Annotated in this window: 19 protein-coding genes and 1 pseudogene; 9 read left to right on the forward strand and 11 right to left on the reverse strand. The window is 73.7% G+C overall.

The window, feature by feature from the left end; genetic code table 11:
- The first annotated feature begins 42 nt into the window (after positions 1–42).
- Together ASL10_RS14200 and aroD are read left to right on the forward strand one after the other, a co-directional pair.
- Positions 43–918 (forward strand): shikimate dehydrogenase, encoded by an 876-nt coding sequence (locus ASL10_RS14200; protein WP_056049397.1) that lies wholly within the window; start codon positions 43–45, stop codon positions 916–918.
- A 2-nt stretch (positions 919–920) separates the two neighbouring features.
- Complete coding sequence (gene aroD, locus ASL10_RS14205) at positions 921–1,760, forward strand: type I 3-dehydroquinate dehydratase (protein ID WP_056049401.1); 840 nt, start codon at positions 921–923, stop codon at positions 1,758–1,760.
- Between the two features lie 298 nt (positions 1,761–2,058).
- Here aroD and ASL10_RS14210 read toward each other — a convergent pair whose 3' ends face one another.
- Positions 2,059–2,529: a DUF805 domain-containing protein gene (locus ASL10_RS14210; RefSeq protein WP_056049404.1), complete on the reverse strand. Its 471-nt coding sequence runs from the start codon at positions 2,527–2,529 to the stop codon at positions 2,059–2,061.
- A gap of 155 nt (positions 2,530–2,684) precedes the next feature.
- Here ASL10_RS14210 and ASL10_RS14215 point away from each other — a divergent pair, with 155 nt between their 5' ends.
- Positions 2,685–2,939: a DUF6458 family protein gene (locus ASL10_RS14215; protein WP_043593189.1), complete on the forward strand. Its 255-nt coding sequence runs from the start codon at positions 2,685–2,687 to the stop codon at positions 2,937–2,939.
- Positions 2,940–3,023: 84 nt separating this feature from the next.
- Here ASL10_RS14215 and phoA read toward each other — a convergent pair whose 3' ends face one another.
- The 3 genes from phoA to ASL10_RS14230 form a co-directional block, all read right to left on the reverse strand.
- Entirely contained in the window at positions 3,024–4,955 is a 1,932-nt protein-coding gene (phoA, locus tag ASL10_RS14220; RefSeq protein WP_235452864.1) for an alkaline phosphatase, read from the reverse strand.
- Positions 4,956–5,211: 256 nt separating this feature from the next.
- Positions 5,212–8,208, reverse strand: coding sequence for an AAA family ATPase (locus ASL10_RS14225; RefSeq protein WP_056049409.1), 2,997 nt, complete (start codon positions 8,206–8,208; stop codon positions 5,212–5,214).
- Complete coding sequence (locus ASL10_RS14230) at positions 8,205–9,401, reverse strand: exonuclease SbcCD subunit D (RefSeq protein ID WP_056049413.1); 1,197 nt, start codon at positions 9,399–9,401, stop codon at positions 8,205–8,207. The genes ASL10_RS14225 and ASL10_RS14230 overlap by 4 nt, the downstream gene beginning before the upstream one ends.
- Positions 9,402–9,585: 184 nt before the next feature.
- Here ASL10_RS14230 and ASL10_RS14235 point away from each other — a divergent pair, with 184 nt between their 5' ends.
- Positions 9,586–10,797, forward strand: coding sequence for a M20/M25/M40 family metallo-hydrolase (locus ASL10_RS14235; RefSeq protein WP_082460627.1), 1,212 nt, complete (start codon positions 9,586–9,588; stop codon positions 10,795–10,797).
- Between the two features lie 151 nt (positions 10,798–10,948).
- Here the strand turns inward: ASL10_RS14235 and ASL10_RS14240 are convergent, their stop codons facing one another.
- From ASL10_RS14240 to ASL10_RS14250, 3 genes are all read right to left on the reverse strand, one after another.
- Positions 10,949–11,968 carry a hypothetical protein gene (locus tag ASL10_RS14240; RefSeq protein WP_056049415.1) on the reverse strand — a complete coding sequence of 340 codons (1,020 nt, stop codon included), beginning with the start codon at positions 11,966–11,968 and terminating at the stop codon, positions 10,949–10,951.
- 186 nt (positions 11,969–12,154) lie between these two features.
- Entirely contained in the window at positions 12,155–13,054 is a 900-nt protein-coding gene (prpB, locus tag ASL10_RS14245; protein WP_056049418.1) for a methylisocitrate lyase, read from the reverse strand.
- Positions 13,054–14,607, reverse strand: coding sequence for an MmgE/PrpD family protein (locus tag ASL10_RS14250; RefSeq protein ID WP_056049557.1), 1,554 nt, complete (start codon positions 14,605–14,607; stop codon positions 13,054–13,056). Before ASL10_RS14250 ends, prpB begins: the two co-directional genes overlap by 1 nt.
- 312 nt (positions 14,608–14,919) lie before the next feature.
- Between ASL10_RS14250 and ASL10_RS14255 the strand changes: the two genes are divergently transcribed.
- Complete coding sequence (locus ASL10_RS14255; protein ID WP_056049421.1) at positions 14,920–15,672, forward strand: Ltp family lipoprotein; 753 nt, start codon at positions 14,920–14,922, stop codon at positions 15,670–15,672.
- A 128-nt stretch (positions 15,673–15,800) separates the two neighbouring features.
- Positions 15,801–16,481 (forward strand): hypothetical protein, encoded by a 681-nt coding sequence (locus tag ASL10_RS16115; RefSeq protein ID WP_056049425.1) that lies wholly within the window; start codon positions 15,801–15,803, stop codon positions 16,479–16,481.
- A gap of 134 nt (positions 16,482–16,615) precedes the next feature.
- Here the strand turns inward: ASL10_RS16115 and ASL10_RS14265 are convergent, their stop codons facing one another.
- The 3 genes and pseudogenes from ASL10_RS14265 to ASL10_RS14275 all read right to left on the reverse strand — a co-directional run.
- Positions 16,616–17,566, reverse strand: a complete 951-nt coding sequence (locus ASL10_RS14265; protein WP_056049428.1) for an acetamidase/formamidase family protein — start codon at positions 17,564–17,566, stop codon at positions 16,616–16,618.
- The gene (locus tag ASL10_RS14270) at positions 17,563–19,017 is read right to left on the reverse strand and encodes an APC family permease (RefSeq protein WP_056049559.1); all 1,455 of its coding nucleotides are present in this window, start codon (positions 19,015–19,017) and stop codon (positions 17,563–17,565) included. The genes ASL10_RS14265 and ASL10_RS14270 overlap by 4 nt, the downstream gene beginning before the upstream one ends.
- 174 nt (positions 19,018–19,191) lie before the next feature.
- Positions 19,192–20,109, reverse strand: a pseudogene (locus ASL10_RS14275) (proline iminopeptidase-family hydrolase); the annotation flags it as partial.
- A gap of 115 nt (positions 20,110–20,224) precedes the next feature.
- On the opposite strand from ASL10_RS14275, the gene ASL10_RS14280 reads away from it, so the two are divergent.
- The 3 genes from ASL10_RS14280 (at position 20,225) to ASL10_RS14290 (ending at position 23,727) form a co-directional block, all read left to right on the forward strand.
- A complete protein-coding gene (locus ASL10_RS14280; RefSeq protein ID WP_056049431.1) occupies positions 20,225–21,025 on the forward strand; it encodes a FadR/GntR family transcriptional regulator in 801 nt (266 codons plus the stop codon).
- 126 nt (positions 21,026–21,151) lie between these two features.
- Complete coding sequence (locus ASL10_RS14285) at positions 21,152–22,918, forward strand: alpha-glucosidase (RefSeq protein WP_082460628.1); 1,767 nt, start codon at positions 21,152–21,154, stop codon at positions 22,916–22,918.
- Between the two features lie 140 nt (positions 22,919–23,058).
- A complete protein-coding gene (locus ASL10_RS14290) occupies positions 23,059–23,727 on the forward strand; it encodes a hypothetical protein (RefSeq protein WP_056049435.1) in 669 nt (222 codons plus the stop codon).
- A gap of 163 nt (positions 23,728–23,890) precedes the next feature.
- Here the strand turns inward: ASL10_RS14290 and ASL10_RS14295 are convergent, their stop codons facing one another.
- Entirely contained in the window at positions 23,891–24,874 is a 984-nt protein-coding gene (locus tag ASL10_RS14295) for a siderophore-interacting protein (protein ID WP_157485548.1), read from the reverse strand.
- Positions 24,875–24,959: the final 85 nt, after the last annotated feature.

Genomic DNA, 24,959 nt, shown 5'->3' on the forward strand with positions numbered 1-24,959 from the left:
TGGGTCGTCGTCCGAGCCGCGGGCGCAGGGAGGGGCCCACCCGTGACCGATGCTCGCCGACGTCTCGCCGTCCTGGGGTCGCCGATCGAGCACTCGCTGTCACCGGTGCTGCACCGCACGGCGTACGAGCACCTCGGCCTGCCCTTCGACTACGACCGGGTCGAGGTTGCCTCGGGCGGGCTCGCCGACTTCGTCGGGGGCCTCGACGCGAGCTGGCGCGGCCTGAGCCTGACGATGCCGCTCAAGCGCGAGGTGCTGCCCCTGCTCGACACCGTCTCTCCGCTCGCCCGACGTCTCGGGGTCGCCAACACCGTCGTCCTCGACGACCACGGTCGCCGCCACGGGCACAACACCGACGTGGACGGCATCGTCCGCAGCGTCGAGGGATTCCACGACGCCCGGCCCGCCGCGGCCACCATCCTCGGCGGGGGCGCCACCGCCCTGTCCGCGATGGCCGCCGCGTGGGATCTCGGCGCCCGGTCGTTCTCGATCCACCTGCGCAACCCCATGCGCGCCGGCGAGCTGACGTCCCTGGCCGCCGAGCTGGGCGCCGACGTCATGGTCGCCCCGCTCACCGAGCTGCCCTCGCTCGGCCCGTTGGACTTCGTCATCAGCACCTTGCCCGGAGGCGCGGCGGACGACCTCCACCTGCGTCCGGCCGGTGGCTCGTCCGTCCTCTTCGACGTCGCCTACGAGCCCTGGCCGACGCGCCTCGCGTCGCGCTGGTCGGCCGACGGGGGCATCGTCTTCAACGGCCTCGACATGCTCGTCGAGCAGGCGCTCGGCCAGGTCAGGCTCTTCTCCGGGCGGGCGCAGGACGAGCCGGTCCCCGACGAGGGCGTCCTGCGCGACGCGATGCGCGCCTCCGTGGGCTCGCCGATCCGCGACCGGTCGACGACCGACAGCGTGGCGCGCTGACCATGGCGACCCCTCTTCCGGTCTCGATCGGTCGGGTCGCGCTCGGCACCGGGCGTCCCGCGGTCTGCGTCCCGCTCGTGGCCCGGACCGTCGACGCGCTGGTCGACGCCGCCTCGGCGCTCGACACCGACACGGCCGAACTGGTCGAGCTGCGCATCGACTTCGTCGACGCCGCGTTCGCCGCGGCACCGGACCCCGACGGTCCCGTGCGTACGGGAACCGAGGCGACGGGAGCCGCCGACCTCGACCTCGTGGCCGACGTCGTCCGTCGGGTGCGTGGCGCGCTCGACGCCGAGCTGCCCCTGCTGTTCACCCTGCGGACCGAGCCCGAGGGAGGCGAGCACGACGTCGCCCCCGCGACCTACGACGCCGTGCTGCGCTCGGCGATGGCCACCGGACTGCTCGACGCCGTGGACGTCGAGATGTACACCGACCCCGACCTGCTCGGCGGGCTCGTCGACGCGGCGCACGACGCCGGGCTCGTCGTGGTGATGTCGTCGCACGACTTCAGCGGCACCCCCACGCAGGGCGAGATCGTGTCGCGCCTGCTCGAACAACAAGAGAACGGTGCCGACGTGGCGAAGTTCGCGGCCATGCCGTCGAACACGGACGACGTGCTGACCCTGATGCGGGCCACGGCCGAGTTCCGGGCGGGTGCCGGCATCGTTCCCGCGATCACCATGTCGATGGGGCCGCTCGGCGTCGTGTCCCGGCTCTCGGGCGAGACGTTCGGCTCGTGCGTCACGTTCGGATCGGCGGGGGCGACGAGCGCGCCCGGACAGGTCCCGGCGGCGGGGCTGCGGGCGGCGCTCGAGCTGGTGCACGAGGCGCAGCAGGGCTGACGGCGTCGCCTCGGCGTCGGACCGGCTTCGTCCGGGGCCTCGGGCGTCAGGGCTCCGGAGGCCCGACGCACGCAGAGTCCACCACCGGGAAACGAGCGACGGACGTCGCTCAACGGGACCACCACGGCGGTCGGGCCCACCGGAGTGCGAACAGGTTAGCGGTCGGTGGTCCGACCCCGTAACCCCCTTGCGCCCACGAGTGCCACGTGGTCCACGACGAGGACCGGCAATGGACCGGGGCTCTCGACGACGCCGTCGCCGCCGTGTCCGGGCGGGACTCCGGCGCCGTCCGGCCGGGTCAGGCCGGGCCCGGGTACTGCCGCTCGCCACCCGTGTCGAACCGCTCGCCCGAGGCGCGCGAGGGCAGCAGCGACATGACGAGCAGGGTCAGCCACCCGAGGACCGGCAGCAGGTAGAAGAGCACGTACCAGGCGGTGAAGCCCCCGTCGTGCAGGCGCCGCGACTGCAGCGCCAGGGTCGGCAGGAAGCTGACCACCGACCACAGCACGACGACGACGCCCTGTGGGTCGATGTAGGTCCAGTCGCCGTTGTCGCCCCCGGCCCAGGTCGACGTTCCGCCGCTGCCCGTGGCCCAGGCCTGGAGCGCCCCCTGGAACACGAGCGCGATGACGAACCACCACCAGTACTCGCTGCGGCTCGCCCTCCCGTGGAACGTGGCGTACTTGCGCCAGAACCGGACGACCGCGACCTTCGGCGAGGCGCGGTGGTACGGCTGGTCGAGCGGCACGGGGCCGGCGGGTCCGGTCATGGGATCTCCTGCGGTGGGGTGACGGGCAGGACCATCCTCGCAGCGCCTCCGCCGCGTCGTGGCCGATCGGGGCGGCCCGTCGGTACTGTGGGGCCCGCCGACCCTCGCGTCGGCGCCGTCGCCCATCCGGGGCGGCGCCAGACGAAGGAGACCCCATGAGCATCGGCGGCGGAATCGCCTTGATCGTGATCGGCGCGGTCCTCGCGTTCGCTCTCGACTTCCAGGTCGCGGGCATCGACATCAAACTGATCGGCTACATCCTCATCGCGGCCGGCGTGGTCGTGACCATCATCGGCATCGCCTTCGCGTCGCGCCGCCGCTCGACGGTCTCCACGACCCGCAGCGCGGTCGACCCGGCCACGGGCGAGCGCGTCGAGCGTCGCTCGACCGACAGCGACCCGCTGGTCTGACCCGAGGGTCCGACGCGACCCGAGAACGCAGGAGGCGCGGTGCCGGCTGGCACCGCGCCTCCCGTGTGTCGGGGCGGGGAACGCCTAGAGCTGCACGCCGTCCTGCACGGACGCCGCGCGGTGGCGGCGACGCAGCACGAGGGCCGCACCGGTGCCGGCCAGCATCAGCGCGAGCAGCAGGGCGGGCAGGGCGTCGGAGCCGGTGAACGCGAGGGGGCCGCTTCCGTTGCCGGCCGTCCCCGCGCCTCCTGCGCTCGAGCCGTCAGCGGGGACCGCCGCGGGCGGGGTCGTCGGAGCCGGGGTGACGGCGCCTTCGACGACGGCGACGGTCGTCGCCAGCGTCGTGCCGCTCTGCGTGCCGGTCAGCGTGATCGTGTAGCTGCCGGGCTCGGTGGGGGCGGTGACCGTGTAGGTCGCGACGCCGTCGATCACGTCGGCGATGCCGAGGTCGGTCACCGTGCCGTCGACGTCGAGCGTGCCCGTGACCTGGCGGTCGCCGGCGAGGCCGGCGGTGCTGACCGGGAACTCGGCGCCGGGGGCGACCTCGGTCGGAGCCGAGATCGTCGCGTCGGTGCTGAGGCCGTCGAGGTCGCGGTCGAGCTGCAGGGCGTTGACGATGGTGAAGAAGTTGTCGGTCTGGTCGATCAGGCCGACGACGTTCGCGGCACCGGGGCCGTAACCCGCGACGCGCAACTGCGTGCCGGTGTGCTGCTGCGACCCGCCCGCCGCGGCGGTGCCGTAGGCGATCTTCATCGTGGTGCCGTCGACCGTCGTCAGCGCGGTGCTGAGCGTGGCGGGCGGCGTCGAGTCGACGATCTGGCTGGTGTGCGCGTGGTCCGCCGTGACGATGACCATCGTGTTGCCGTCGGCCTTCGCGAAGGCGAGGGCGGACTGGACGGCCTCGTCGAGGTCGAGGACCTCACCGATCTGACCGCAGGCGTCGGCGCTGTGGTCGCGCTTGTCGATCGAGGCACCCTCGACCTGCAGGAAGAAGCCCTGGTCACCGGTGTCGAGCAGGTCGATCGACTTCTCGGTCAGCGACTGCAGCGAGAGGCCGGTGGACAGGCGGGCCGGGTTCGGCAGGCAGGTCTGCGGGGCCAGGTCGGCCCCGCCGACGGTCGCCGTGGTGGCGGCGTACCGGGTCGGGAAGTTGCCGTCGGTGAAGGTGCCGAGCACGGGCTGCGCCTGGTCGGCGGTCGTCAGGGCGTCGAGGCCGGCCGCGTCGCGCACGACCTGGTAGCCACGGTCCTGCGCCTGGGCGAACAGGGTGTCGCCCTGCCACTGACCGGCACGGGCGGACTGGCCGAACGAGGTCGCGCCTCCGCCGAGGGTCAGGTCGGCACGGGTGCCGATGATCTGCTCGCTGATCGAGCCGAGGCCGCCCTGGTCGAGCGCGTCGGCGCCGCACTGGGTGACGCTGTCGGGGCCGTAGCAGCTGCGGGCGGCGACGTGCGCGGCCTGCACGGCCGGGGTGGCGTCCTGCAGCTCGGCGGTCGAGACGTTGCCGGTCTTCTTGCCGTTGGCCTTGGCGATCTCGAGCAGGGTGTCCTGCGGGACGCCGTCGACGTCGACCGAGATGGCGTTGTCGTAGGTCTTGGTGCCGGTGGCCCAGGCGGAGCCGGTCGCGGCGGAGTCCGGCACGTAGTCGGGCTTGCCCTTGTTCGCGCCGTCCCGGTAGACCGAGTACGTCGTGTACTGGCCGGTCAGGGGCAGGGCGTCGATGCCGGGCAGCGTTCCGCCGGCGCCGAAGGCGTAGTTGCGCGCCGACGTGATCTCGCTGTCGCCCATGCCGTCGCCGATCAGCAGGATGACGTTCTTGGCGGGGCCGGCCTCCACCGAGTCGAGCAGCAGCTGCGTGCTGTCGTCGATGCTGCGGGCGGCACCACCGTTCTGGGCGACGTTCGCGGGGGTGGCCGCGAACGCGGCGACGGGGCTGAGGGCGAGGGCGGCGGCGGCCGTCGCGACGACCCCCGTCGTCAGGGCCGCACGCCGGCGGTTCGGGGTGTTCTTCGACACGGTTCTGCTCCTGTGATCGTGATCGTGATCCGGTCGCCACGCGACGGAGTCGCCGCGGGGCGGGGACCAGCAGACTCCTGCCGGGTGGCCGCCACGTGAACGAGGCCGTGCGCGCGGGTGAACACCCTCGGACGGGGGTCGCCCGCTCGGCTGGCACGCCCCGCCGCCCCGCCCAGCCGGCCCGCCGCGCTACCCCGCCCCGATGCCCTGCTCAGCCGACCCGTCCCGCTCAGCCGATCCGCGCTGCCCTGCCTGCTCAGCCGGCCGTCGAGCGGAGCACCGACGACCCGTCGGGGCGACGGCGCACCTCGACCCGGTCGGCGATGCGCTGCTTGAGCTCGTCGACGTGGCTGACGATGCCGATCACCCGCCCCGAGGCACTCAGGCGACCGAGCTCGCTCATGACGGCGTCGAGGGTCTCGGGGTCGAGCGAGCCGAACCCCTCGTCGACGAACAGGGTGCCGAGCTCGAGCCCGCCGGCCTCGGCCTGCACGACGTCGGCGAGGCCGAGGGCGAGGCTGAGCGAGGCGTAGAAGGTCTCACCGCCCGAGAAGCTGCCGGGGTCGCGGGTGGTGTCGGTGGTCGCGTCCCGGATGACGAGCGAGAGCCCCGTCTTGCGCGAGCGCGACCCGACCTCGCGCTCGTCGGACGAGGCGAGCTCGTACCGCCCGCTCGACATGACCGACAGCCGGACGTTCGCCGCCGCCACGACCTCGTCGAACCGGCGCAGCAGCACGTAGGTGCCGAGCGTCACGCCCTTGACGTTCTCGCCGGTCGAGGCGCTGGCGAGGTTCGCCATGCGCACCACCGCCCGGGCGTGCTCGACGGCGGCGTCGGCCGCGGCGGTCACGGCCTCGAGGGCGGCCAGGGCCTGGCGCGACCGCTCGGCCCGGTCGCCGGTGCGCGTCGCGCGGTCGGTGACCTCGTCGAGCTCGGCCTCGACCCGGTCGAGGGCCTCGACGGCCGACGGGACGTCCGCCACCTCGTCGCCGGCCAGCACCGCGACCTCGGGCTCGACCAGCCCGGCCGCGACGATCGCCCGTTCGCGTTCGTGGGCCGAGACCCGCGCCTCGAGCGCGGCGAGGTCGCCTGCCTCGAGGGCGGCGTCGGCGACCTGGTCGACGTCGTCGAACCCGCTGCGCCCGAGCGCGGCGGCGAGCTCGGCACGACGACCGGTCGCCGCGTCGGACGCCACCGTCGCGGCGTCGAGGAGGGTCAGGAGGCGCGTGTCGCGTTCGACCCCGTCACCGACCGCTGCGGTGAGCTCGGCGATGGTCGGGGCCCGACCGTCGAGCAGTCGCGCGATCTCGGCCTCGTCGTCGAGCAGGGCCCGCCGGTCGGCGGCCACGCGCTCCCGGCCGGTGGCGGCTCGCTCGCGGAGGTCGTCCCGCTCGGCCCGCAGCTCGTCGACCTCGCGGTCGTGGGCCACGAGCGCCGCCTCGGATGCCGCGAGGGCGGTACGGGCCCGGGTGGCCTCGGCCACGCGCAGGGCGAGCCGGGCCAGGTCGGACTCGACGTCGTCGCGGGTCAGGTCGCCCAGGGCGCGGCGGGCCTCCGCGGCCCGCCCCTCGGCGGTCGCGTGCCGTGCGGCGGACTCGCGCTGACGGGCCTCGGCCGCTCGGGACGTCCGCGACGCGGCCTCGACCTGGTCGTCGGTGGGGTGCTCGGTGCCGGGAGCCGCCGGGGCCGGATGCTCTCGCGAGCCGCACACGGGGCACGGGTCGCCGACGACCAGAGCCGCGGCCAGGTGACCCGCCATGCCCTCGATCTGCCGACGGCGGAGGCCCGCCTCGTCGTCGAGGGCCCGCAGTGCCGCCGCCGAGGCGTCGGCCAGTCGTGCGGACGCCGCGTCGACGGCCCGGCCGAGGGCGTCGAGGTCGTCGAGGTCACGCAGGCGGAGCCGCGCCTCGGCCGTCGCCTGCTCGGCGGCGACGAGGTCGGTCGAGGCGTCGGCCAGGGCGTCGCGCTCGACGACGAGCGACGCCCGCACGGCGGGGGCCGCGACGAGGTGCGCGTCGAGCTCCCGGCGCCGCTCGTCGGCATCCACCAGGGACTGCTCGGCCGCCTCGAGGGCGGTGCGGCGACCGGGCAGGGCCTTCTCGGTCCGGGCCGCCTCGGTCAGGAGGGCGAGTTCCGACAGTCGGGCGTCGCGACGGGCGGCGACGTCGGCTCGGAGCGGGGCCTCGCCGTTCGCCGCGGTCGTCTCGCCGTCCGCGACGACCCCGGCGGCCTCGGCCAGGCGTGACGCCGCATCACGCTCGGCCTCGGTCGCCCGCGTGACCGCGGCGAGGGCGTCGGTCACGGTCGCGGCCCGGGTCGCCGCGGCGACACGCGAGCGGACCGTGGCGATCTCGCCGTCGCCCTCGTCGAGGCGCGTCCGCCGGACGGTCAGGTCGGCTCGTCGGTCGAGTGCCGCCCCCAGCGCCCGCACGCGATCGAGGGACCGTCGTGCCGCGTCTCGGGCCTCGACCACCCGTGACCGCTGAGCCGACGCGGCGACGGCCTGGGCCTCGAGGTCACCGAGCAGGGCGACCCCGCCGTCGGCGGCCAGCCCCTCGTCGAGGGCCTCGGCCTCGAGGCCGCTCGCCTCGAGCAGTCTGGCTCGCGCCAGCTCGATGTCGCGGTCGGCGGCGGCCACGGCGGCGTTCGCGACCTTCCGCCGGTCGACGAGCTCGGCCGTGGTGCGCTCGTAGATCTCGGTGCCGAAGAGCGACTGCAGGACCTCTTTGCGCTTCTCGCCGGTCGAGCGGAGGAAGGCGGCGAACTCGCCCTGGGGCAGGACGACGGTCTGCACGAACTGCTGGCGCGTGAGCCCGAGGATGCGCGAGACCTCGGCGCCGGCCTCTTGCGTGCTGATCGAGACGATCTCGCCGTCGACGGCGTCGGGCGACGAGAGGCGCCACAGCTTGGCGGTCGCGTTCGCCGGCGTCGTGCCCGTGCCGCGTGCCTTCGGGCGGCGGTACGCGGGCGTGCGTCGGATGCGGTGCACGCCCGCGCCGTTCTCGAAGACGAGCTCGACGAAGGGCTCGACGTCGGGGGCGGCGTGGTGGCTGCGCAGGCGGTCGGGCGTCGAGGCCGAACCGGCGAGCCCGCCGTAGAGGGCGAAGACGATCGCGTCGATGATGGTCGACTTGCCCGAACCCGTCGGGCCCTCGAGCAGGAAGGTGCCCGAGGCGCCGAGCGCGGCGAAGTCGATGCTGTGCTCGCCCGCGTAGGGCCCGATGGCCCTCAGGGTCAGCCGGTGGAGGTTCATTCGCCGACCTCGCTCGCGAGTGCGGCCTCGTAGGCGCCGCGCACCACGGCGAGCTCGGTCTCGCTCGCCGCCCCGCCCGAGGCGAAGGCGACGAACTCGGCCGCCACCTCGATCGGGTCGGACTCGGCCGTCACGGCGGCCAGCGCCGAGGCCTCGACCGCTCCGACGGGCGTGTGGTGGATCGCGAGGGCGTGCGGGAAGTGCTCGGCCACCCGCGTGTAGAGCCGTTCGGGGTGCACCGGATCGGTGACGAAGACCCGGAGCCAGGCGTCGCGCAGGTCGTCGTGGCGCCCGTCGAGCAGGGCGTCGAGGGAGTCGGTCACCTCGGCCAGTCGTCGCGGGACGGGAGCCGGGACGAGCTCGACCGAGACCGAGCCGTCGGCGGCCAGCTCGAGGATCGTGGACGACTTGACCTGGTTCCGCTCGCCGAACGAGAAGGCCAGGGGCGAACCCGAGTAGCGCAGGCGACCGGACGGGCCGACGCGCTGGGCACCGTGCAGGTGGCCGAGGGCGACGTAGTCGACGCCCTCGAACGCGGCCGACGGCACGGAGTCGACGCCGCCCACCCGGATGTCGCGCTCGCTCTCGCTGCGCTCGGGCGTCGGGGCGCCGTCGGGCTCGCGGTCGGCTGCGGGCCCCGCCACGACGAACGCGTGCGCCACCACGACCGACCGGGTGCCGGGTCGCCCGGCGAGGTCGTCGCGCACCCGCTGCATCGCCGCACCCACGACGGCCGCGTGCGACCGGGGCAACGGCTCGTCGGCTCCCGCCGGTGCCAGGGACCTGCGGACGCTGTCGGGGTCGAGGTAGGGCAGCCCGTAGAAGGCGACCGGCCCCTCCGGGCCGTCGACGACGACGGGCTCGTCGAGCAGGTCGACCGACGCCCGCAGGTGCAGGCCCGGGCGCATCAGCTCGGCCGCGAACCCCAGACGCACCGCCGAGTCGTGGTTGCCCGGCGTGACGATCACGGTGGCGTGCTCGGTCAGGCCCGCGAGGGCCCGGCCGAGGAGGCGCACGCTGGGCACCGCGGGGACGGCCCGGTCGTACACGTCGCCCGCGACCACCACGACGTCGATCGACCGTTCGACCACGAGCCCCACCAGGTGGTCGACGAAGGCCTGCTGAGGCTCGTGCAGGTCGACCCCGTGCAGCGTGCGCCCCAGGTGCCAGTCGCTGGTGTGCAGGATGCGCACGGGGCCCCTCTCGTGGATGTCGCGGTCGGTGCGGCAACGGGTGCCGGAGTCGGTGCCCCCGACTGTATCGGGGGCCTCCGACAGAGCCGACCGCGCCTCCCCGGGTCCGGCACCGCGCCTCCTCGGGTCCCGCGCCGCGCCTCCCCACCGGTCGCCGCCTCGCCCACGGGAGTGAGATGGTCAGATGCCCGCACACCGTGGCGGGCCCGACGAGAGCGAGACCGTGAGCCACGACGCCCTGCAGCCCGACCAGGTCACCGCCCTCCGTCGCGAGGTCGAGGCCCGCCTCGACGCGATGGTGGCCGACCTGACGACCTACGCGAGCCTCGAGACGCCGTCCGACGACGTCGACCTGCTCGAGGCGGGGCTCCGCTGGATCGAGACCTGGCTCGGCGAGACCGTCGGCCCGCCGGCCGAGCGCCGCGTGCACGTCGTCGAGGGCTACGGCGACACGGTGACCCTCGACTACCCGTCGCCGTCGGGCTCGACCGAGTGGGTGTCGGCCCTGTGCCACTACGACACGGTCTGGTCCGAGGGGACGCTGGCCGGGTGGCCCGTCACGGTCGAGGGCGACCGCATGACCGGCCCGGGCGTCTTCGACATGAAGTCCGGGCTGATCCAGCTCGGCAACGCCCTCGCGATCGGCGACCGCCTGGGGCTGCCCCGGCCGAACGTGCGCCTGCTGCTCAACGGCGACGAGGAGGTCGGCAGCATCGCCTCGCGGGAGGCGATCGAGCGCGAGGTCGGACGAGGAGGCGCGGTGTTCGTCTTCGAGTCGGCCGCCGACGGTGCCGTCAAGACCGCCCGCAAGGGCGTCGGCATCTTCGAGGTCGAGGCCTTCGGGGTCGAGGTGCACGCCGGCCTGCACCCGCGCTCGGGTGCGAGCGCCGTCGACGAGATCGCCCGCGTCGTCCTGGCCCTGCACGCGGCCGCCGACGTCGAGGCGGGCACCTCGCTGAACGTGGGAGTGCTGCAGGGCGGCACCCGCACCAACGTCAAGGCCGGCTACGCCCGCGCGATGGTCGACGTGCGCGTCACCTCGTCGACCGAGGCCGAGCGCATCGAGCGGGTGTTCGCCGGGCTCGCGGCGCACGATCCGGCCGCGACGCTGAAGGTCACCGGCGGCTGGAACCGCCCGCCGATGGAGCGCTCGGTCGCGACCGGCGCGCTGTACGAACGCGCCGCCCGGGTCGCCACCTCGCTCGGCTTCGAGTTGCGCGAGGTGTCGGTCGGCGGCGCCAGCGACGGCAACTTCGCCGCCGCGCTGGGCCTGGCCGTGCTCGACGGGGTCGGCGGCGTCGGCGGCGGAGCGCACGCCCGACACGAGTGGATCAGCGTGCACGGCATGGTCGAGCGCACCGAGTTCGTCAGCGCCCTGTTCGCCGACCTCGCCTAGTCCGCCCCAACCAACCCCACCGCACCGCTTTGCCGTGCTTTGCACCGCTCTGCACCGCCGAGTGGACACGACGCCGCCGCGCGACACGGCGCCTTGTCCACTCGGCGGTTCGCTGCCGCGGCGCCGACGACGCTGTGCGAATAGCGCACCCTCACGACCACGACGCCGAGGTGCGGCCCGACCGCAGCGGCACCCCGCCACGGCGCACGATCGCCGCCAGCCGTCGCGGATCGAGCGCGTCGTCGATGTCACATCTCTCGATGCGTCGGACCCGCCCCGTGCCCAACAATCGAGCCTCGCGCTTCTTCTCACGGCGCACGACCTCGGCCGGGGACGAGCCCGCGAGCAAGCGAGGGTCCGAGTACTTGCCGAAACCGTCGAACTCGAGCACGAACCCGAACTCTTCGAAGAAGAAGTCGCATCGTCCGACGAATCCCCGGGCGTCGAAGAACTCCTCTTGCAGGATCGGCTGAGGCGCACCGAGCCGATGCAACGCGACCCGCACGAGCGACTCCCCGCCGTTCTCGGACAGGGGCGTGGCGAACGAGATCGCTCGCCCGAGTGCCAGCTCACCCCGCCGTCCGACCACGCCGTCGGCCATCGCCCCGAACCGGAGCCGGAACTCGTCACGCAGATCGTCGACTCGGGTGCGCATCTCGGCGGCCCTCGGAAGCCGACTCTCGACCAAGAGCCGACGACGCATCACGCCGTCGAGACAGAGGACGCCGTCGTCGAACCCGGATGACCTCGCGACGTCGAAGGCGGTGCGCAGCTCACTCGTGACCAGCAGGTCGCCCACCGACTCGATCTCGTCGTCCTCGAGACCGGCCCCGTGCTTGACGAGGACCGGCGTGCACTGGGTCGAGGCCCGACGTCGGTCGATCACGTGCACCCGGCGCGGGTCGCCCTGGACGCTCGGCAGCCCGTGCACGGCGACGGCCGAGCCGTGGGACACGACGCAGTCGGCGGGGAGCGCGGACACGGCGGCCCGCACCCGGACGACGTGGCGACGCCAGGGCCTCAGTCGGCCCCAGTCCTCCGTCGCCACGTAGACGCCCCGTTGGACGCGCACGAGACGTCCCGCGGCGGCGTCGCGTCGCAGGGCGCGCGCCTCACGGGACTGCGCACCCGGCGTGGCGGAGAAGATCAGATCGGGGAGGTCGTCGTCCATCCCTCGATGCTCGCCCGTCGATCGGACCCGGCCGCGCCTCCAGAACTTCGCTGTGGACGACCGCCCGCCCACCGCGTCATGTCGACGAGACGACCTATGCGCACCGAGAACCGCCGAGTGGACAGCGCGCCGCCGCATGACGCGGCGCGCTGTCCACTCGGCGGCGTCCAGCACCGGCGCCCGACCTCAGCCCTCCAGCGTGAAGTCGTAGACGCCGGCGTCGAAGCGGGCGTAGCCGGGGTAGTCGATCAGCTCGTAGAGCTCGGCACGGGTCTGCATCGTCGGCACCTGCGAGTCGAGCGACCCGTCGGCCACGAGCGCGTCGAGCGCCCGGGACGCCGCGCCCATCGCGGCACGCATGAGCGACACCGGGTGGATGACCATGCTCACGCCCACGTCGTGCAGTTGCTGGTGCGTGAAGAGGGCGCTCTTGCCGAACTCGGTCATGTTGGCGAGCACGGGCACGTCGAGCGCCGAGCAGATCGCCTCGAACTCGCCGAGGTCGGCCATCGCCTCGGCGAAGATCGCGTCGGCCCCCGCGTCGACCAGGGCCCGGGCCCGGTCGACCGCGGCCTCGAGCCCGTCGAGCGCCCGGACGTCCGTGCGCGCCATGATCACGAGCGACGGGTCGCGGCGCGCGTCGACCGCGGCCCGGATGCGCCCGGCCGCCGTCGCCGCGTCCACGACCTGCTTGCCGTCGAGGTGGCCGCAGCGCTTGGGGTTGACCTGGTCCTCGACGTGCAGCCCGGCCACGCCGGCGGCCTCGAGCGCCTGGACGGTGCGGGCGACGTTCATCGGCTCGCCGAACCCGGTGTCGGCGTCGACGAGCACGGGCAGGTCGGTCATCGACGCGATCTGCCCGGCCCGTGTGGCGACCTCGGTGAGCGTGGTGAGGCCGATGTCGGGCAGCCCGAGCTCGTTGGCCATCACGGCGCCCGACACGTAGACGCCGTCGAAGCCCTTCTGCTCGATCAGGCGCGCGGTGAGCGGCGTGAACGCGCCGGGGAAGACCAGGGTGCGCTCGTCGGCCAGCCCGGCCCGGAACGCCGCACGCTTGTCGGCCGGCGACACCGTCGAGTACAGCATCAGAAGAGCCCGCCCGGCTGGGCGGCGGCACCCGCGAGGGCGTCGGGAGCGACGATGCCGAGCTGCCGCACCTCGGCCGCCGTCAACGAGGGGAGGCGCGTGGCCAAGTCGACGAACCGCTCGACCTCGGCGTCGGGCAGCACGCCCTCGGCCAGCGTCCGGAACTTGCGCACGTAGTCCTCGCGTCCGAAGGGCCGCGCCCCCAGGGGGTGGGCGTCGGCGACGGCGATCTCGTCGACGAGGGTCGTGCCGTCGACGAACTCGACCTCGATGCGGCCGCCGAACGCCTTCTCGGTGGGGTCGGTCGAGTGGTAGCGGGCCGTCCAGGCGGGGTCCTCCGCCGTGGTGATGCGCTGCCACAGCTCGACGGTGTCGGGACGCTGCGCCCGGGCCGGGGCGTAGCTGCGCTCGTGGTGCCACTCGCCGTCCTGCAGGGCGACGGCCACGATGTAGGGGATGGAGTGGTCGAGCGTCTCGCGGCTGGCCGTGGGGTCGTACTTCTGCGGGTCGCCCGCTCCCGAGCCGATCACGACGTGCGTGTGGTGGCTGGTGTGCAGCACGATGCCGCGCACCTGTGCCGGGTCGCGGAGGGCGAGGTGCGCGCGGCCGAGCCGCCGGGCGAGGTCGATCCAGGCCTGGGCCTGGTACTCGGCCGAGTGCTCCTTCGTGTACGTGTCGAGGATGCCCCGCTTGGACGCACCCGGCGCCGGCAGGGGCACGTCGTACGACGCCCCGGGTCCGTCGAGCAGCCGGGCGATCACGCCGTCCTCACCCTCGTAGATCGGGGCGGGACTGCCCTGGCCCCGCATCGCGCGGTCGACGGCCTCCACCGCGGCCTTGCCGGCGTAGGCCGGGGCGTAGGCCTTCCACGACGAGATCGCCCCCTTGCGGGACTGCCGCGTGGCCGTCGTCGTGTGCAGCGCCTGGCCGATCGCCTGGTGCACCACCTCGGTCGAGAGCCCGAGCATCGTGCCGAGGCCGGCCGCGACCGACGGGCCGAGGTGGGCGACGTGGTCGATCTTGTGGGCGTGCAGGCTGATCGCCCGGACGAGGTCGACCTGCACCTCGTAGCCGGTCACGATGCCGCGCAGCAGGGCCGCACCGTCGAGTCCGCGGTGCTGTGCGACGGCGACCATCGCCGGGATGTTGTCGCCGGGGTGCGAGTACTCCGCCGCGAGGAACGTGTCGTGGAAGTCGAGTTCGCGCACGGCGACCCCGTTCGCCCAGGCGGCCCACTCGGGCGAGACGGGGTGCTCGGGCGCGACGCCCGTGACCTGCGAGCCCGCGCCTCCGGTGGTCGGCGGATGCGCGAGCGCCTGGTCGCGTGCGACGGCGACCGGCGCGCGCAGCAGCGACGCGGCCGAGACGGCGGCGTTGTCGATCAGGCGGTTGATCACCATCTCGGTCACGTCGTCGTCGACGGGTGCGTCGTCGGTCGCGAGCACGGCGAGGCGCCACGCGAGCTCGTCCTCGCGGGCCAACGGCTGGTCGCTGCGGTGCACGCGGACCGTGTGCACGACCAGGTCGGCGGTCGGGGCGCCCGACTCGCCCATGACCCCGGACGAGGAGGCGCGGGTCGCGTCGCTCCCGCCGCTCTCGTCGGTCGTCGCCCCGGCGTCGTGTGCGTGCTCAGACGCCTGCTCGTGCTGCGTGCCCATCGGCCACCCTCTCTGGTGGGGCGGGCGTCGTGCGGCCCGCCGTGCGCCGTCGTCGGTGACGGCCGTGTCGTTGCCGACCAGTCTCGCACCCGGTCCGGGCGACGCGTCTCGCCCCCGCCCCGGACGATGCGCCTGGCGTCCCCCGGCCCGCCGACGCGCCCCGTTCGAGGGTGAACCCGTCTGTCCGCCACCTGGCAGGCTGGGAGCATGACGACCGAGAGCCCGCTGGGGGGCGGCTCCGACGAGCGACGCCCCTCCGCCGACCAGCCGACCACCTCCTACCCCGCGACGGGGACGTCGACCCCGCCGACCCGACCGGGCCGCCCGATCGGGCTCGCGATCGCCGCCCTCGTCGTGGGCATCGTCGCGTTCCTGCTCGGCCTCGTGCCCGTGGTGGGCACGATCGTCGGACTCGCCGCCGTGGTGCTCGGCATCATCGCGCTGCTGCGGCACCAGTCGAAGGTCATGGCGTGGATCGGCCTCGGCCTGGGAGCCGTCGCCACCATCGTGTCCATCGTCGTCGCCGTCGGCCTCGGCGCGGCGATCGACAGCGTGCAGCAGGACGACCCGGCCGTGACCGCCACCTCCGAGCCCGCCCCCGTCCGCACCTCGTCGACGCCTGCGCCCACCCCGTCGGCCACGCCGTCGTCGGCGGCCGCCGACGTGCCGGCCGACCACTCGGACGCCCTGGCGGACGCCGAGACCATCGCGAACGGCCTCGGCAGCAGCAAGCTCGAGACCTACGCGAAGCTCGTGGCCGGCGGCGCCTCCGAGGCCGCGGCGCAGTACGCGGTCGACACGGTCGACGCCGACTGGCAGGCCAACGCCGTCCGCAAGGCCAAGGCCTACGCGGCGGACGGCATGACGGGCGACGTGCTGCGCAACCAGCTCGTCAGCGAGTACGGCGAACAGTTCACCGCCGAGGAGGCCGACTACGCCCTGGCGCACCTCGACGACTGACGCCTCGTGACGCGATCGTGATCCTGGCCGGCCCGACCTCATCCTCTGGGACGAGTGCTCGGGCCGGACCGGTCTGTAGCGTCGAGAGCGACCACCGGAGGACGACCGGAGGCCAGGAGGGCACGACCATGAGGAGCACGACCACGATGCGCACCGCCATCGGCACGGGGGCCACGGCCTGCCTGATCCTGGTGCTGACCGCAGGCTGCACGGGCGGCGCCGGCGACGCGACGCCGAGCCCGTCCGAGACGAACTCCGCGTCGCCGTCCTCGGCCACCGGCACGGCCACCGCCACGCCCGCCCCCACGCCCGCGCCCACCGAGACCGCCGGCCCGGTCGCCCTCCCGGTCGACTGCACCGACATCGTCGACCAGGCCACCTACGCCTCGACCTTCGGCGACATCCCGCTCAACCCGGTCGAGTTCGGCGGCTCGGGCACCAGCTCGGGCGTGGTCACGCCGACCACCCCGCCCGCCGGGGCCGGCGCTCGTGACGTCGTCGGGGCGGCGACCGAGCTGTCCTGCCTCTGGCGCGATCCGCGGGCCGACGTCTCGGGCATCTCGGTCGCGATGGGCCACCTCGAGCCCGCCGCCGGCGCCGCGGCCCTCGACGGTCTCGCCTCGCAGGGCTACACCTGCACCTCGGTCCACGAGGGGCGCAGCTGCCAGCTCGTGACGCCCGACCCGCTGTACCCGGTGGACCGCGCGCAGACCTACTGGCTGCGCGACGACGTCGTCATCACCGTCGACCAGACGAACGTGCCGACGGACGACCTGATCGGCTCGATCGCGACGCGCCTCTTCGGCTGAATCCGCGCCTCCTGCACCTGTCGCACCGTGGACCGGACGTCGCACCGCCGAATCCGGCGGTGCGACGTCCGGTCGGCGGTGCGGCGCACGCGCAGCGCACGCGCGGCGCACGCGCAACGCACGCGCGGCGGGCGCTACAACACGTGCTTCGGGACGCGGTGCAGCGTGACCGCGCCGACGGCGTCGAACGGGTGCAGCGGGTCGGGGGCGACCGAGCCGGTCGGGCCCCCGAGCCTCGAGTGCCCCACGGCGCTGAGCACGGCGTAGGCGTCTCCGCGCGACCAGCCGTGGTCGTCCACGAGGAACGAGAAGGCGTCCTCGTACCCGCGGCGGATGCTCTCCTGCACCGGGTCGCCGAGGCCGACGAAGATCCAGTCGTCGGCGGTCTCGATGCGCGGCGCCCGCAGGCCGAGACCGGGCACCAGGTCGATCGAGACGACCGCCGTGCCCTCGGCCTCGATGGCCACGAACGATGACTCGCCCTCGGCCATGATCGCGTGCACGTCGCCGATCGACAGGTACGCCCCCTCGACCATGACCGGGAGGTAGACCGTCGACCCGACCGTGTTCTCGGTGACGTCCATGTTGCCGCCCTGGGCGTACGCGGGCATGATCGTCGAGTTCTCGCCCTCGGCGGGCGCCGTGCCCATGCAGCCGATCATCGGCCGGGCCTCGAACACGTGCCGGTCGGTGACGTGCACCCCGTCGGAGTCGATCGGCACGCGGCGGGTGAACATCTCGTCGCCCATGACGTGCTGCAGGGCCCCGGACCCGGGCAGGCTGACCGACCAGCCGTGCTCGATGAGTCGGATCTCGTGCACCGTGACGGCGAGCGCGTCGCCGGGCTTCGCGCCCTCGACGTAGACCGGCCCGGTGACCGGGTTGATCGGCACGGACAGCTTCGCGAGGTCGTGGTGTCGGTGCAGCTCGGCGTAGACCGCGTCGCTCGTCTCGAACCCGATGCGTTCGCCGGTGCCCGGCTCGATGCGCAGGGCCGGTGGCACCGTGGCCGTGAAACCGGGGCGACCGTGCTCCTTGCCGAGGAAGTGGTCGATCCCTTCGCGGGCGGCGTCCTCGGCGGTCATGCGTCGCGCCGTTCCGAGTCGGCCGCGGGCACCGACGTGACCGCCGGCTCGTCCGCACCCTGCCCGAGGGACGGCGCCGCGCCTCCTCGGCTGCGGTAGTAGAGGAACACGCCCGCGCCGAGCACCAGCCAGACGAGCCCGCCGATCTTGGCCTCGGGTGCCGCGTTGACCAGCACGTAGCCGATGATCAGGAACCCGACCACGGGCACGACGAGGTGCAGCAACCAGTTGCGCGACTTCTTCTTCACGACGTAGTGCACCACGACGGACACGTGCAGCAGCATGAAGCCGAACAGCGCCCCGAAGTTGACCAGCGACGAGATGACGTCGATCTGGCCGACGAAGAACAACACGAGCACGGCCGAGAGCGCCGACACGACGAGGATCGCGGCCTGCGGCACCTGACGCGTGTTGATCTTCGACAGGAACGCCGGCAGCTGCCCGTCGCGGCTCATCGAGAACAGCAGGCGCGACGTCGCGGCCTGGGCGGCCATGGCGTTCGCGATGCCGACGGCCAAGACGTTGACGACGAAGAACGCCGTCGCCCACCCGCTGTTCGACGCCTCGCGCACGAGGTCGAAGAAGGCGTTCCCGGCCTCGCCCTCGGGGAACGAATCGCGGCCGCCGGCGAGCGCGCTGGCCAGCCAGGTCTGCAGGATGAAGCAGAACGCCACGATGAAGAGCGCGATGATCATGGCCTTGCCGGCTCCGCCGCGCTTGCCGGTGCTCTCCTCGGCGAGGGTCGAGATGCCGTCGAAGCCGAGGAAGCTCAGCACGGCGATCGACAGCGCCGAGGCGATCAGGGGGGCGGTGACCTTGCTGGAGTCCCAGATCGGGTCGGTCGTGAACTCGGCACCGGGGATCGTGCCGCCGTTGAGCGCGGTCACCGCGATGATGACGAAGATCACGATGAAGACGACCTCGATGGCGAGGAACACCCGGTTCATCAGCTTGATCGAGCTGATGCCGAGCAGGTTCACGGCGGTGTTGACGGCGACGAAGATCAGCGCCCACATCCAGCGTGCGGTGCCCGGGAAGATGCCGATCATCGACTCGGCGGCGAAGACGTAGAGCAGCGTCGGCACGAGCAGGTAGTCGAGCAGGATGGCCCAGCCGGCGAAGAACCCGGCCACGGGGTGGATGCCCCGCCCGACGTACGAGAAGACCGACCCGGCGAGCGGGATCGACTTCGCCATCTGCGCGTAGGCGAGCGCGGTGAAGATCATCGCGACGAGGCCCACCAGGTAGACCAGCGGCACCATGCCCGAGGAGGCGTTGTAGACGGTGCCGAAGATCGCCCAGGGCGCGATCGGCACCATGAAGATCAAGCCGTAGATGAGCAGGTCGACGGTCGAGACCGACCGCTTGAGTTCTTGCTTGTAGCCGTACTGCTCGAGCTGCTGCTGGTTGCTCAGCTCACCGCCGGAGGCGGCCTTCGTGGGCAGGGACATGGTGTGCTCTCTCGCTCGGGTGGGGATCGGGTCGGTGCGGATGCGGATGCGGGTGCGGGTGCGGGTCGGGTCGCGGGTGCGGGTGCGGGGGTGCGGGTGCGGTCGGGGTGCGGGTGCGGTCGGGGTGCGGGGCGGGAGGCGCGGGCCGCGTCGGTTCAGGAGGCGCGGCCNNNNGCGCAGCTCGTCGTGCGCCGCCAGGAACGGCGCGACGACGGCCCGGAACTCCTCGGGCTGTTCGAGGTGCGAGCAGTGGCTGGCACCGGCGAACACGTGCGACCGGACGTCGGCGATGCCGTCGACGAAGGGCTGCCAGGTGGCGGGCGTCGCCTCGTCGAACTCGCCCGCGACGACGAGGGTCGGCGTCGTGATCGCCGGCAGGCGGTCGACGACGGTCCAGTCGCGCAGCGTGCCGATGACGTGGAACTCGTTCGGCCCGTTCATCGTGTGGTAGACCGTCGGCTCGGCCTCCATCTGCTCCTCGCTGTCGACGAAGTCCTGCGGCATGGGCACCACGCGGCAGACGTGCCGCTCGTAGAACGCCTGGGTGGCGGCGAGGTACTCGGGGTCGGTGGTCGTGCCGTCCGCCTCGTGGCGTGCCAGCGCCTCCTGGGTGTCGGTCGGCAGCTGGTCGCGCAGCTCGGCGGCGCCCTCGACCCAGAGCTGCATGGACGCGGGCGAGTTGCAGATGGCCAGGCTCGCCAACCCGTCCGGTGTCGTCACGGCGATCTCGGCCCCGAGCATGCCGCCCCACGACTGGCCGAGCAGGTGGTACCGCTCGAGGCCGAGGTGCGCGACGAGGTTGGCGAACTCCGAGACGAAGAGGCTCGGTTGCCAGAAGTCGACGGGCGCGTCGGGCAGGTGGGTGCTGCGGCCGCAGCCGAGCTGGTCGTAGTGCACGACGGTGCGGCCGGTCTCGTCGGCGAGGGCCTCGAGGTTGCGCAGGTAGTCGTGGGCCATCCCCGGGCCGCCGTGCACCACGACGAGGGGCAGTGCACCCTCGCGCGGCTCGTCGGGCGTGGTGACCCGGTACCAGGTCTCGGCGTCGTGGAAGGCGGCGGTGCCGGTGGTGATCGTGGACATGCGGGTGAGCATGCACCCGGCTAAGGTCTCGCGACAAGACCTTTCGCGATGCCTTAATCTGCTCGTAACACGACGAGACCTCGACGGCTCCGCGCAGGACGGGTCGGCGAGCCGGGACGGGGACGCGATGGGCCAGGACGACAGCCGAGGAGGCGCGGGCGGCGCGCGCTCGGACGTCGCGGTCGACGGCGCCCTCGGTGGCGCCCTCGGGGCCCCTCTCGCCCCCACGACCCGGGTCGACGACCTCACCGACCGCCTCGTCACGGCCATCACGATCGGCGAGTACCTGCCCGGCTCGCGCCTCCCCGCCGAGCGCGACCTCGCCGCCTCGCTGCGCGTGGGCCGCATGACCGTGCGGGCCGCCCTGGCCCGACTCGTCGAGCAGGGGTTGATCGTGACGCAACGCGGGCGCGGCGGGGGCTCGTTCGTCCAGGCGCCGGCACCGGGTTCGGGCACCGACGTCGTGCGCCGCACGCTCGCCGCGCGCTGGTCCGACCTGCGCGACACGAGCGAGGCGATCAGCCGACTGCACGGCGTCGTCGCCGAGGCCGCGGCCGAGAACCGCACCCCGGACGACGTCGACCGGCTGCACGACCGGCTCGAGGGCTATCGCGGCGCCGCGTCCGGCCTCGCGTCGCAGAAAGCCGACGAGGCCCTGCACGTCGCGATCGCCGAGGCCGCCGGCAACGCCACGCTGCGCGGGGTGCTGTTCGACCTCGAGGCCCGGGTGAGCATCTCGGCGCCGGCGCACCTCTGGGGCGGGCCGGACGGCATGCGCGAGATGGAGCTGCGCGCCCTCGCCGACCACGAGGCGCTCGTCGCCGCGATCTGCGACGGGCGTGCGGCGGACGCCGCGGCCATCGCCCGCGAGCACGTCAAGATCGACCTCGAGCTGCTTGAGCGCGAGCTCGGCCGCGCCGCGCCCTGACCCCGCACCCGCGCCTCCCCGCCTCCGTCCCCGCGCCTCCTGAGCCCCCGCGCCTCCTGAGCCCCCGATGCCCCTGGGGTCTCGGCGCCACGGCGTGGCCGAGGCCGGCCGTGACAGGCTGGGCGCGTGAGCGACTCGACGACGAACGACACCACCCCCACGACCGCCGGAGGCGCGGCGCACGACGCCCCGCCCGTCACCACCCCTCCCGCCTGGTGGACGACCGCGACGGTCTACCAGATCTACCCGCGCAGCTTCGCCGACTCGAACGGCGACGGGGTCGGCGACCTCGGCGGCATCCGGCAGCGGCTCGGCCACCTGCACGACCTCGGGGTCGACGTGATCTGGCTGTCGCCGATCTACCGCTCGCCCCAGGCCGACAACGGGTACGACATCAGCGACTACGACGACGTCGACCCGCTGTTCGGCACGCTCGCCGAGTTCGACGCCCTGATGGACGAGGTGCACGCGCTCGGCATGAAGCTGGTCATGGACCTCGTCGTCAACCACACGAGCGACGAACACCCGTGGTTCGTCGAGGCCCGGTCGTCGCGCGACTCCCCCAAGCGCGACTGGTACCTCTGGCGCGACCCGCTGCCGTCGGGCGAGGGGACCGACGCCGCGGGCACGCCCGGGGCCGGCACCCACCCGACCGCCTGGCGCAGCGCCTTCAGCGGCCCGGCCTGGACCCTCGACGAGCCCACCGGCCAGTACTACCTGCACATGTTCGCGTCGAAGCAGCCCGACCTCAACTGGGAGGACCCCGACCTGCGCCGGGCCGTCTACGACATGATGAACCGCTGGCTCGACCGGGGCGTCGACGGGTTCCGCATGGACGTGATCAACCACATCGCGAAGGAGCCCTCGTCGCTGGCGCCCGGAGCCTCGCACTTCGTCATGGGCGGGCAGATCCACGACCACCTGCGCGAGATGCACCGCGAGGTCTTCGCCGACCGCACCGGCCGCGAGCTGATCACGGTGGGCGAGATGCCGGGGGTGACGGTCGACGACGCCCGGCTGTTCACGGCCGCCGACCGGCACGAGCTCGACATGGTGTTCCAGTTCGAGCACGTCGGCCTCGACCACGGACCGACCTCGAAGTTCGACAACCTCCCGTTCGACCTCGTGGCGCTCAAGCGCTCGCTGTCGCGGTGGCAGGAGGGCCTCGCCGACCAGGGCTGGAACAGCCTCTACCTCGGCAACCACGACCAGCCGCGGTCGGTCTCGCGCTTCGGCGACGACGGCCGCCACCGGTTCGAGTCGGCGACGCTGCTCGCCACCGTGCTGCACCTGCACCGGGGCACGCCGTACGTCTACCAGGGCGACGAGATCGGCATGACGAACGCCGGGTTCACCGCGGTCGAGCAGTACCGCGACATCGAGTCGATCAACTGGTTCGACGAGTCGGTCGCGGCGGGGGCCGACCCCGAGACCCTGCTCGAGGCGTTGCGCTTCCGCAGCCGTGACAACGCGCGCACCCCCGTGCAGTGGTCAGGAGGCGCGACGGCGGGCTTCAGCACCGGCACCCCGTGGATCGAGGTGGTCGCGAACCACGACGCCGTGAACGTCGACGCCGACCGCGCGGCGGGTGACCGCTCGGTGTTCGAGCACTACCGGCGGTTGATCGCGCTGCGGCACGAGTCGCCCGTGGTGGCGCTCGGGTCGTTCGAGCTGCTCGCTCCGGACGACGAGCGGCTCTACGCGTTCACCCGCACGCTCGGCGACGAGCAGCTGCTCGTGCTGGCGAACTGGTCGGGCGAGGCGTACGAGCTCGACCCGGCGCTCCACCCGGCGCTGCGGCGCCGGTCCGTGCCGCAGGTCGTGATCGGCAACGTGCCCGGCGGGGGCGGGCTGACGCTCGCGCCCTGGGAGGTGCGCGTCCTGCGGGGCTGACCCGCGCCTCCTCGGCTCCCCCGCGCCGCGCCGCGGGCTCGCATCGCACCGTCCGCTGACCGTCGCACCGCCGATGTTCGCGGTGCGACGTTCAGTCGACGGTGCGACTCGCGCCCCCGGGACGCGCTAGCGTCGGCGAGGTGAGCGATCCCGACGACGCGCCCGCGCCTCCCGACGACCCGGCACCCGCCGAACCGGCACCCACCGAGCTCCCGCACGGCTGGGTGCGCGTCGGCGAGCGCCGCTGGTGGTCGACGTGGGTCGGGGCGACGACCGCGTTCGCCTTCTTCGCGGCGATCCAGGCAGTCCAGTTCGTCTTCCGCATCGCCGAGATCAGCTTCCGGTGGGATCTCGCCCTGTTGGTGGCCGTCGGGGTGACGGTCGGGATCTTCGCGCTGATCACGGTGATCCGGAACGCCCGGGCCCCGCAGCCCTGGATCGACCTCGACTCCGGGCAGCTGCGCGCCGGCACCCGCCGCCCCGTCCCCCTGGTCAGGGTCGACCGTGCCGTCCTGACGACGGCCCCGGTCGGCAACGGCGGCCGCGTGCTCGTGCTCCGCCTGACCGCCAAGGAGGCGCGGGTCGACTTCATCCTGCGCGACCGGAAGGACGCGACCCTCGACCCGACCTCGACCGCCGTGTTGGCGGAGGCGCTGCGCCGCACCTCCGTCGCCATGCCGACCTCGATCCACGACCCGACCGGCCGGTTCGCGCGCTACAACTTCCCCGGCCACGTCGACCGCGACGACGCCGTCGCCCTCGTCGAGCACCCGCCCGCGGCCGGCGACCCGCTGCCCGCGGCCTGGTGACCGCGGCCTGGTGACCGCGGCCTGGTGACCGCGGCCTGGTGACCGCTTCGCCCTCGAGCGCCCTCGTCCGAGACCACGTCGCACCACCGTCGCGTCGTCGAACCACGCGAGAAGGTGGTTCCCCGACGCGACGGTGGTGCGACCTCGCCGGCGGGTCCCGGACTCAGCGCTTCCAGTACCCCGAGAACGTGATGCGGTTCTTCGGCAGCCCTGCCGCGTGCAGGTGCCGCCGTCCGCTGGTCGCCAGCGCGGACTCACCCACGACGTAGGCGTAGGCCCCCGGGTCGGCCGCCGACCGGGCCAGCAGCGCGGCGAGCGCCCCCTCCCCGGGCGCGACACCCCCGGCACCCCCGGCACCCCCGGCACCCCCGGCACCCCGACCGTCTACGTCGTCGTCGCCGCCGAGCGGCCGGCTGCCGGACCCCAGGGCGCCGAGCGCCCGGGCGTCGAGCTCGTCCCGCACCACCCACGTCACCTCGACGCCGTCGGGCGTGTCGAGCGGCCGCACGTCGGCCCGGGTCGGCACCTCCTGGATCACCGACCCCACGGAGGCGCGGTGCAGCGACCGCACGATGCCCTCCGTCCCCGGCAAGCCGGTCTCGTCGGCGACCAGGTGGATCTCGGTCGCGTCGTCGGGGGCGTTGAAGAGCACGCCCTGGTCGAGCAGGCCGAGGGCGTCACCGGGGCGGACGGCGCAGGCCCAGATCGCCGCGCCTCCCTCGAGTTCGCCGGATCCGCCGCGGTGCAGCACGAAGTCGATGTCGAGCTCGGCGCGCGAGGCCCCGCCCGCACCGGCCGCACCGGCCGCACCGGCACCCGCACCGGCCGCACCCGCACCCGCCGGACCCGCCGGCCGGAACTCGCGCACCGTGTAGTTCGCGCAGTGCGGCCGCTCGGCCTCGGGGATCGCCAGGTACTGCGCGTACCAGAGCGACGTGGTCGCCCGAGGCAGCCTCAACGAGTCGCTGCCGGGCACCGGCAAGAACAGCCGGAACCACTGGTCGAAGCCCATGCCGCCGAACTCGTGCAGGTCGTCGCCGACGACGGTGACGCGCTGGAAGCTCGGCGAGACGCGCTCGGAACGCAGCACCTCGAGCCGGTGCACTCGGGGGTCGGCGGGCTTGACGGGCGGACGGCGGGTCGACATAAGGTAAGGCTAACCTAACGAACCGCGGGTCGCATCCGACGTCGACGACCACGCCTCCGACGGGCACGCCGACGTCGAGCCACCC

Source organism: Frigoribacterium sp. Leaf8 (genome assembly GCF_001421165.1).
GTDB lineage: Bacteria > Actinomycetota > Actinomycetes > Actinomycetales > Microbacteriaceae > Frigoribacterium.

What these genes read in the sequence shown, in the direction of transcription:
- ASL10_RS14235 (WP_082460627.1), top strand. Translation starts at nt 9,586, where the DNA reads ATGCCCGCACACCGTGGCGGGCCCGACGAGAGCGAGACCGTGAGCCAC.
- ASL10_RS14210 (WP_056049404.1), bottom strand. Translation starts at nt 2,529, where the DNA reads ATGACCGGACCCGCCGGCCCCGTGCCGCTCGACCAGCCGTACCACCGC.
- ASL10_RS14240 (WP_056049415.1), bottom strand. Translation starts at nt 11,968, where the DNA reads ATGGACGACGACCTCCCCGATCTGATCTTCTCCGCCACGCCGGGTGCG.
- ASL10_RS14265 (WP_056049428.1), bottom strand. Translation starts at nt 17,566, where the DNA reads ATGACCGCCGAGGACGCCGCCCGCGAAGGGATCGACCACTTCCTCGGC.
- ASL10_RS14225 (WP_056049409.1), bottom strand. Translation starts at nt 8,208, where the DNA reads ATGAACCTCCACCGGCTGACCCTGAGGGCCATCGGGCCCTACGCGGGC.
- ASL10_RS14280 (WP_056049431.1), top strand. Translation starts at nt 20,225, where the DNA reads ATGGGCCAGGACGACAGCCGAGGAGGCGCGGGCGGCGCGCGCTCGGAC.
- ASL10_RS16115 (WP_056049425.1), top strand. Translation starts at nt 15,801, where the DNA reads ATGAGGAGCACGACCACGATGCGCACCGCCATCGGCACGGGGGCCACG.
- ASL10_RS14250 (WP_056049557.1), bottom strand. Translation starts at nt 14,607, where the DNA reads ATGGGCGAGTCGGGCGCCCCGACCGCCGACCTGGTCGTGCACACGGTC.
- ASL10_RS14255 (WP_056049421.1), top strand. Translation starts at nt 14,920, where the DNA reads ATGACGACCGAGAGCCCGCTGGGGGGCGGCTCCGACGAGCGACGCCCC.
- aroD (WP_056049401.1), top strand. Translation starts at nt 921, where the DNA reads ATGGCGACCCCTCTTCCGGTCTCGATCGGTCGGGTCGCGCTCGGCACC.
- ASL10_RS14295 (WP_157485548.1), bottom strand. Translation starts at nt 24,874, where the DNA reads ATGTCGACCCGCCGTCCGCCCGTCAAGCCCGCCGACCCCCGAGTGCAC.
- ASL10_RS14215 (WP_043593189.1), top strand. Translation starts at nt 2,685, where the DNA reads ATGAGCATCGGCGGCGGAATCGCCTTGATCGTGATCGGCGCGGTCCTC.
- prpB (WP_056049418.1), bottom strand. Translation starts at nt 13,054, where the DNA reads ATGCTGTACTCGACGGTGTCGCCGGCCGACAAGCGTGCGGCGTTCCGG.
- ASL10_RS14270 (WP_056049559.1), bottom strand. Translation starts at nt 19,017, where the DNA reads ATGTCCCTGCCCACGAAGGCCGCCTCCGGCGGTGAGCTGAGCAACCAG.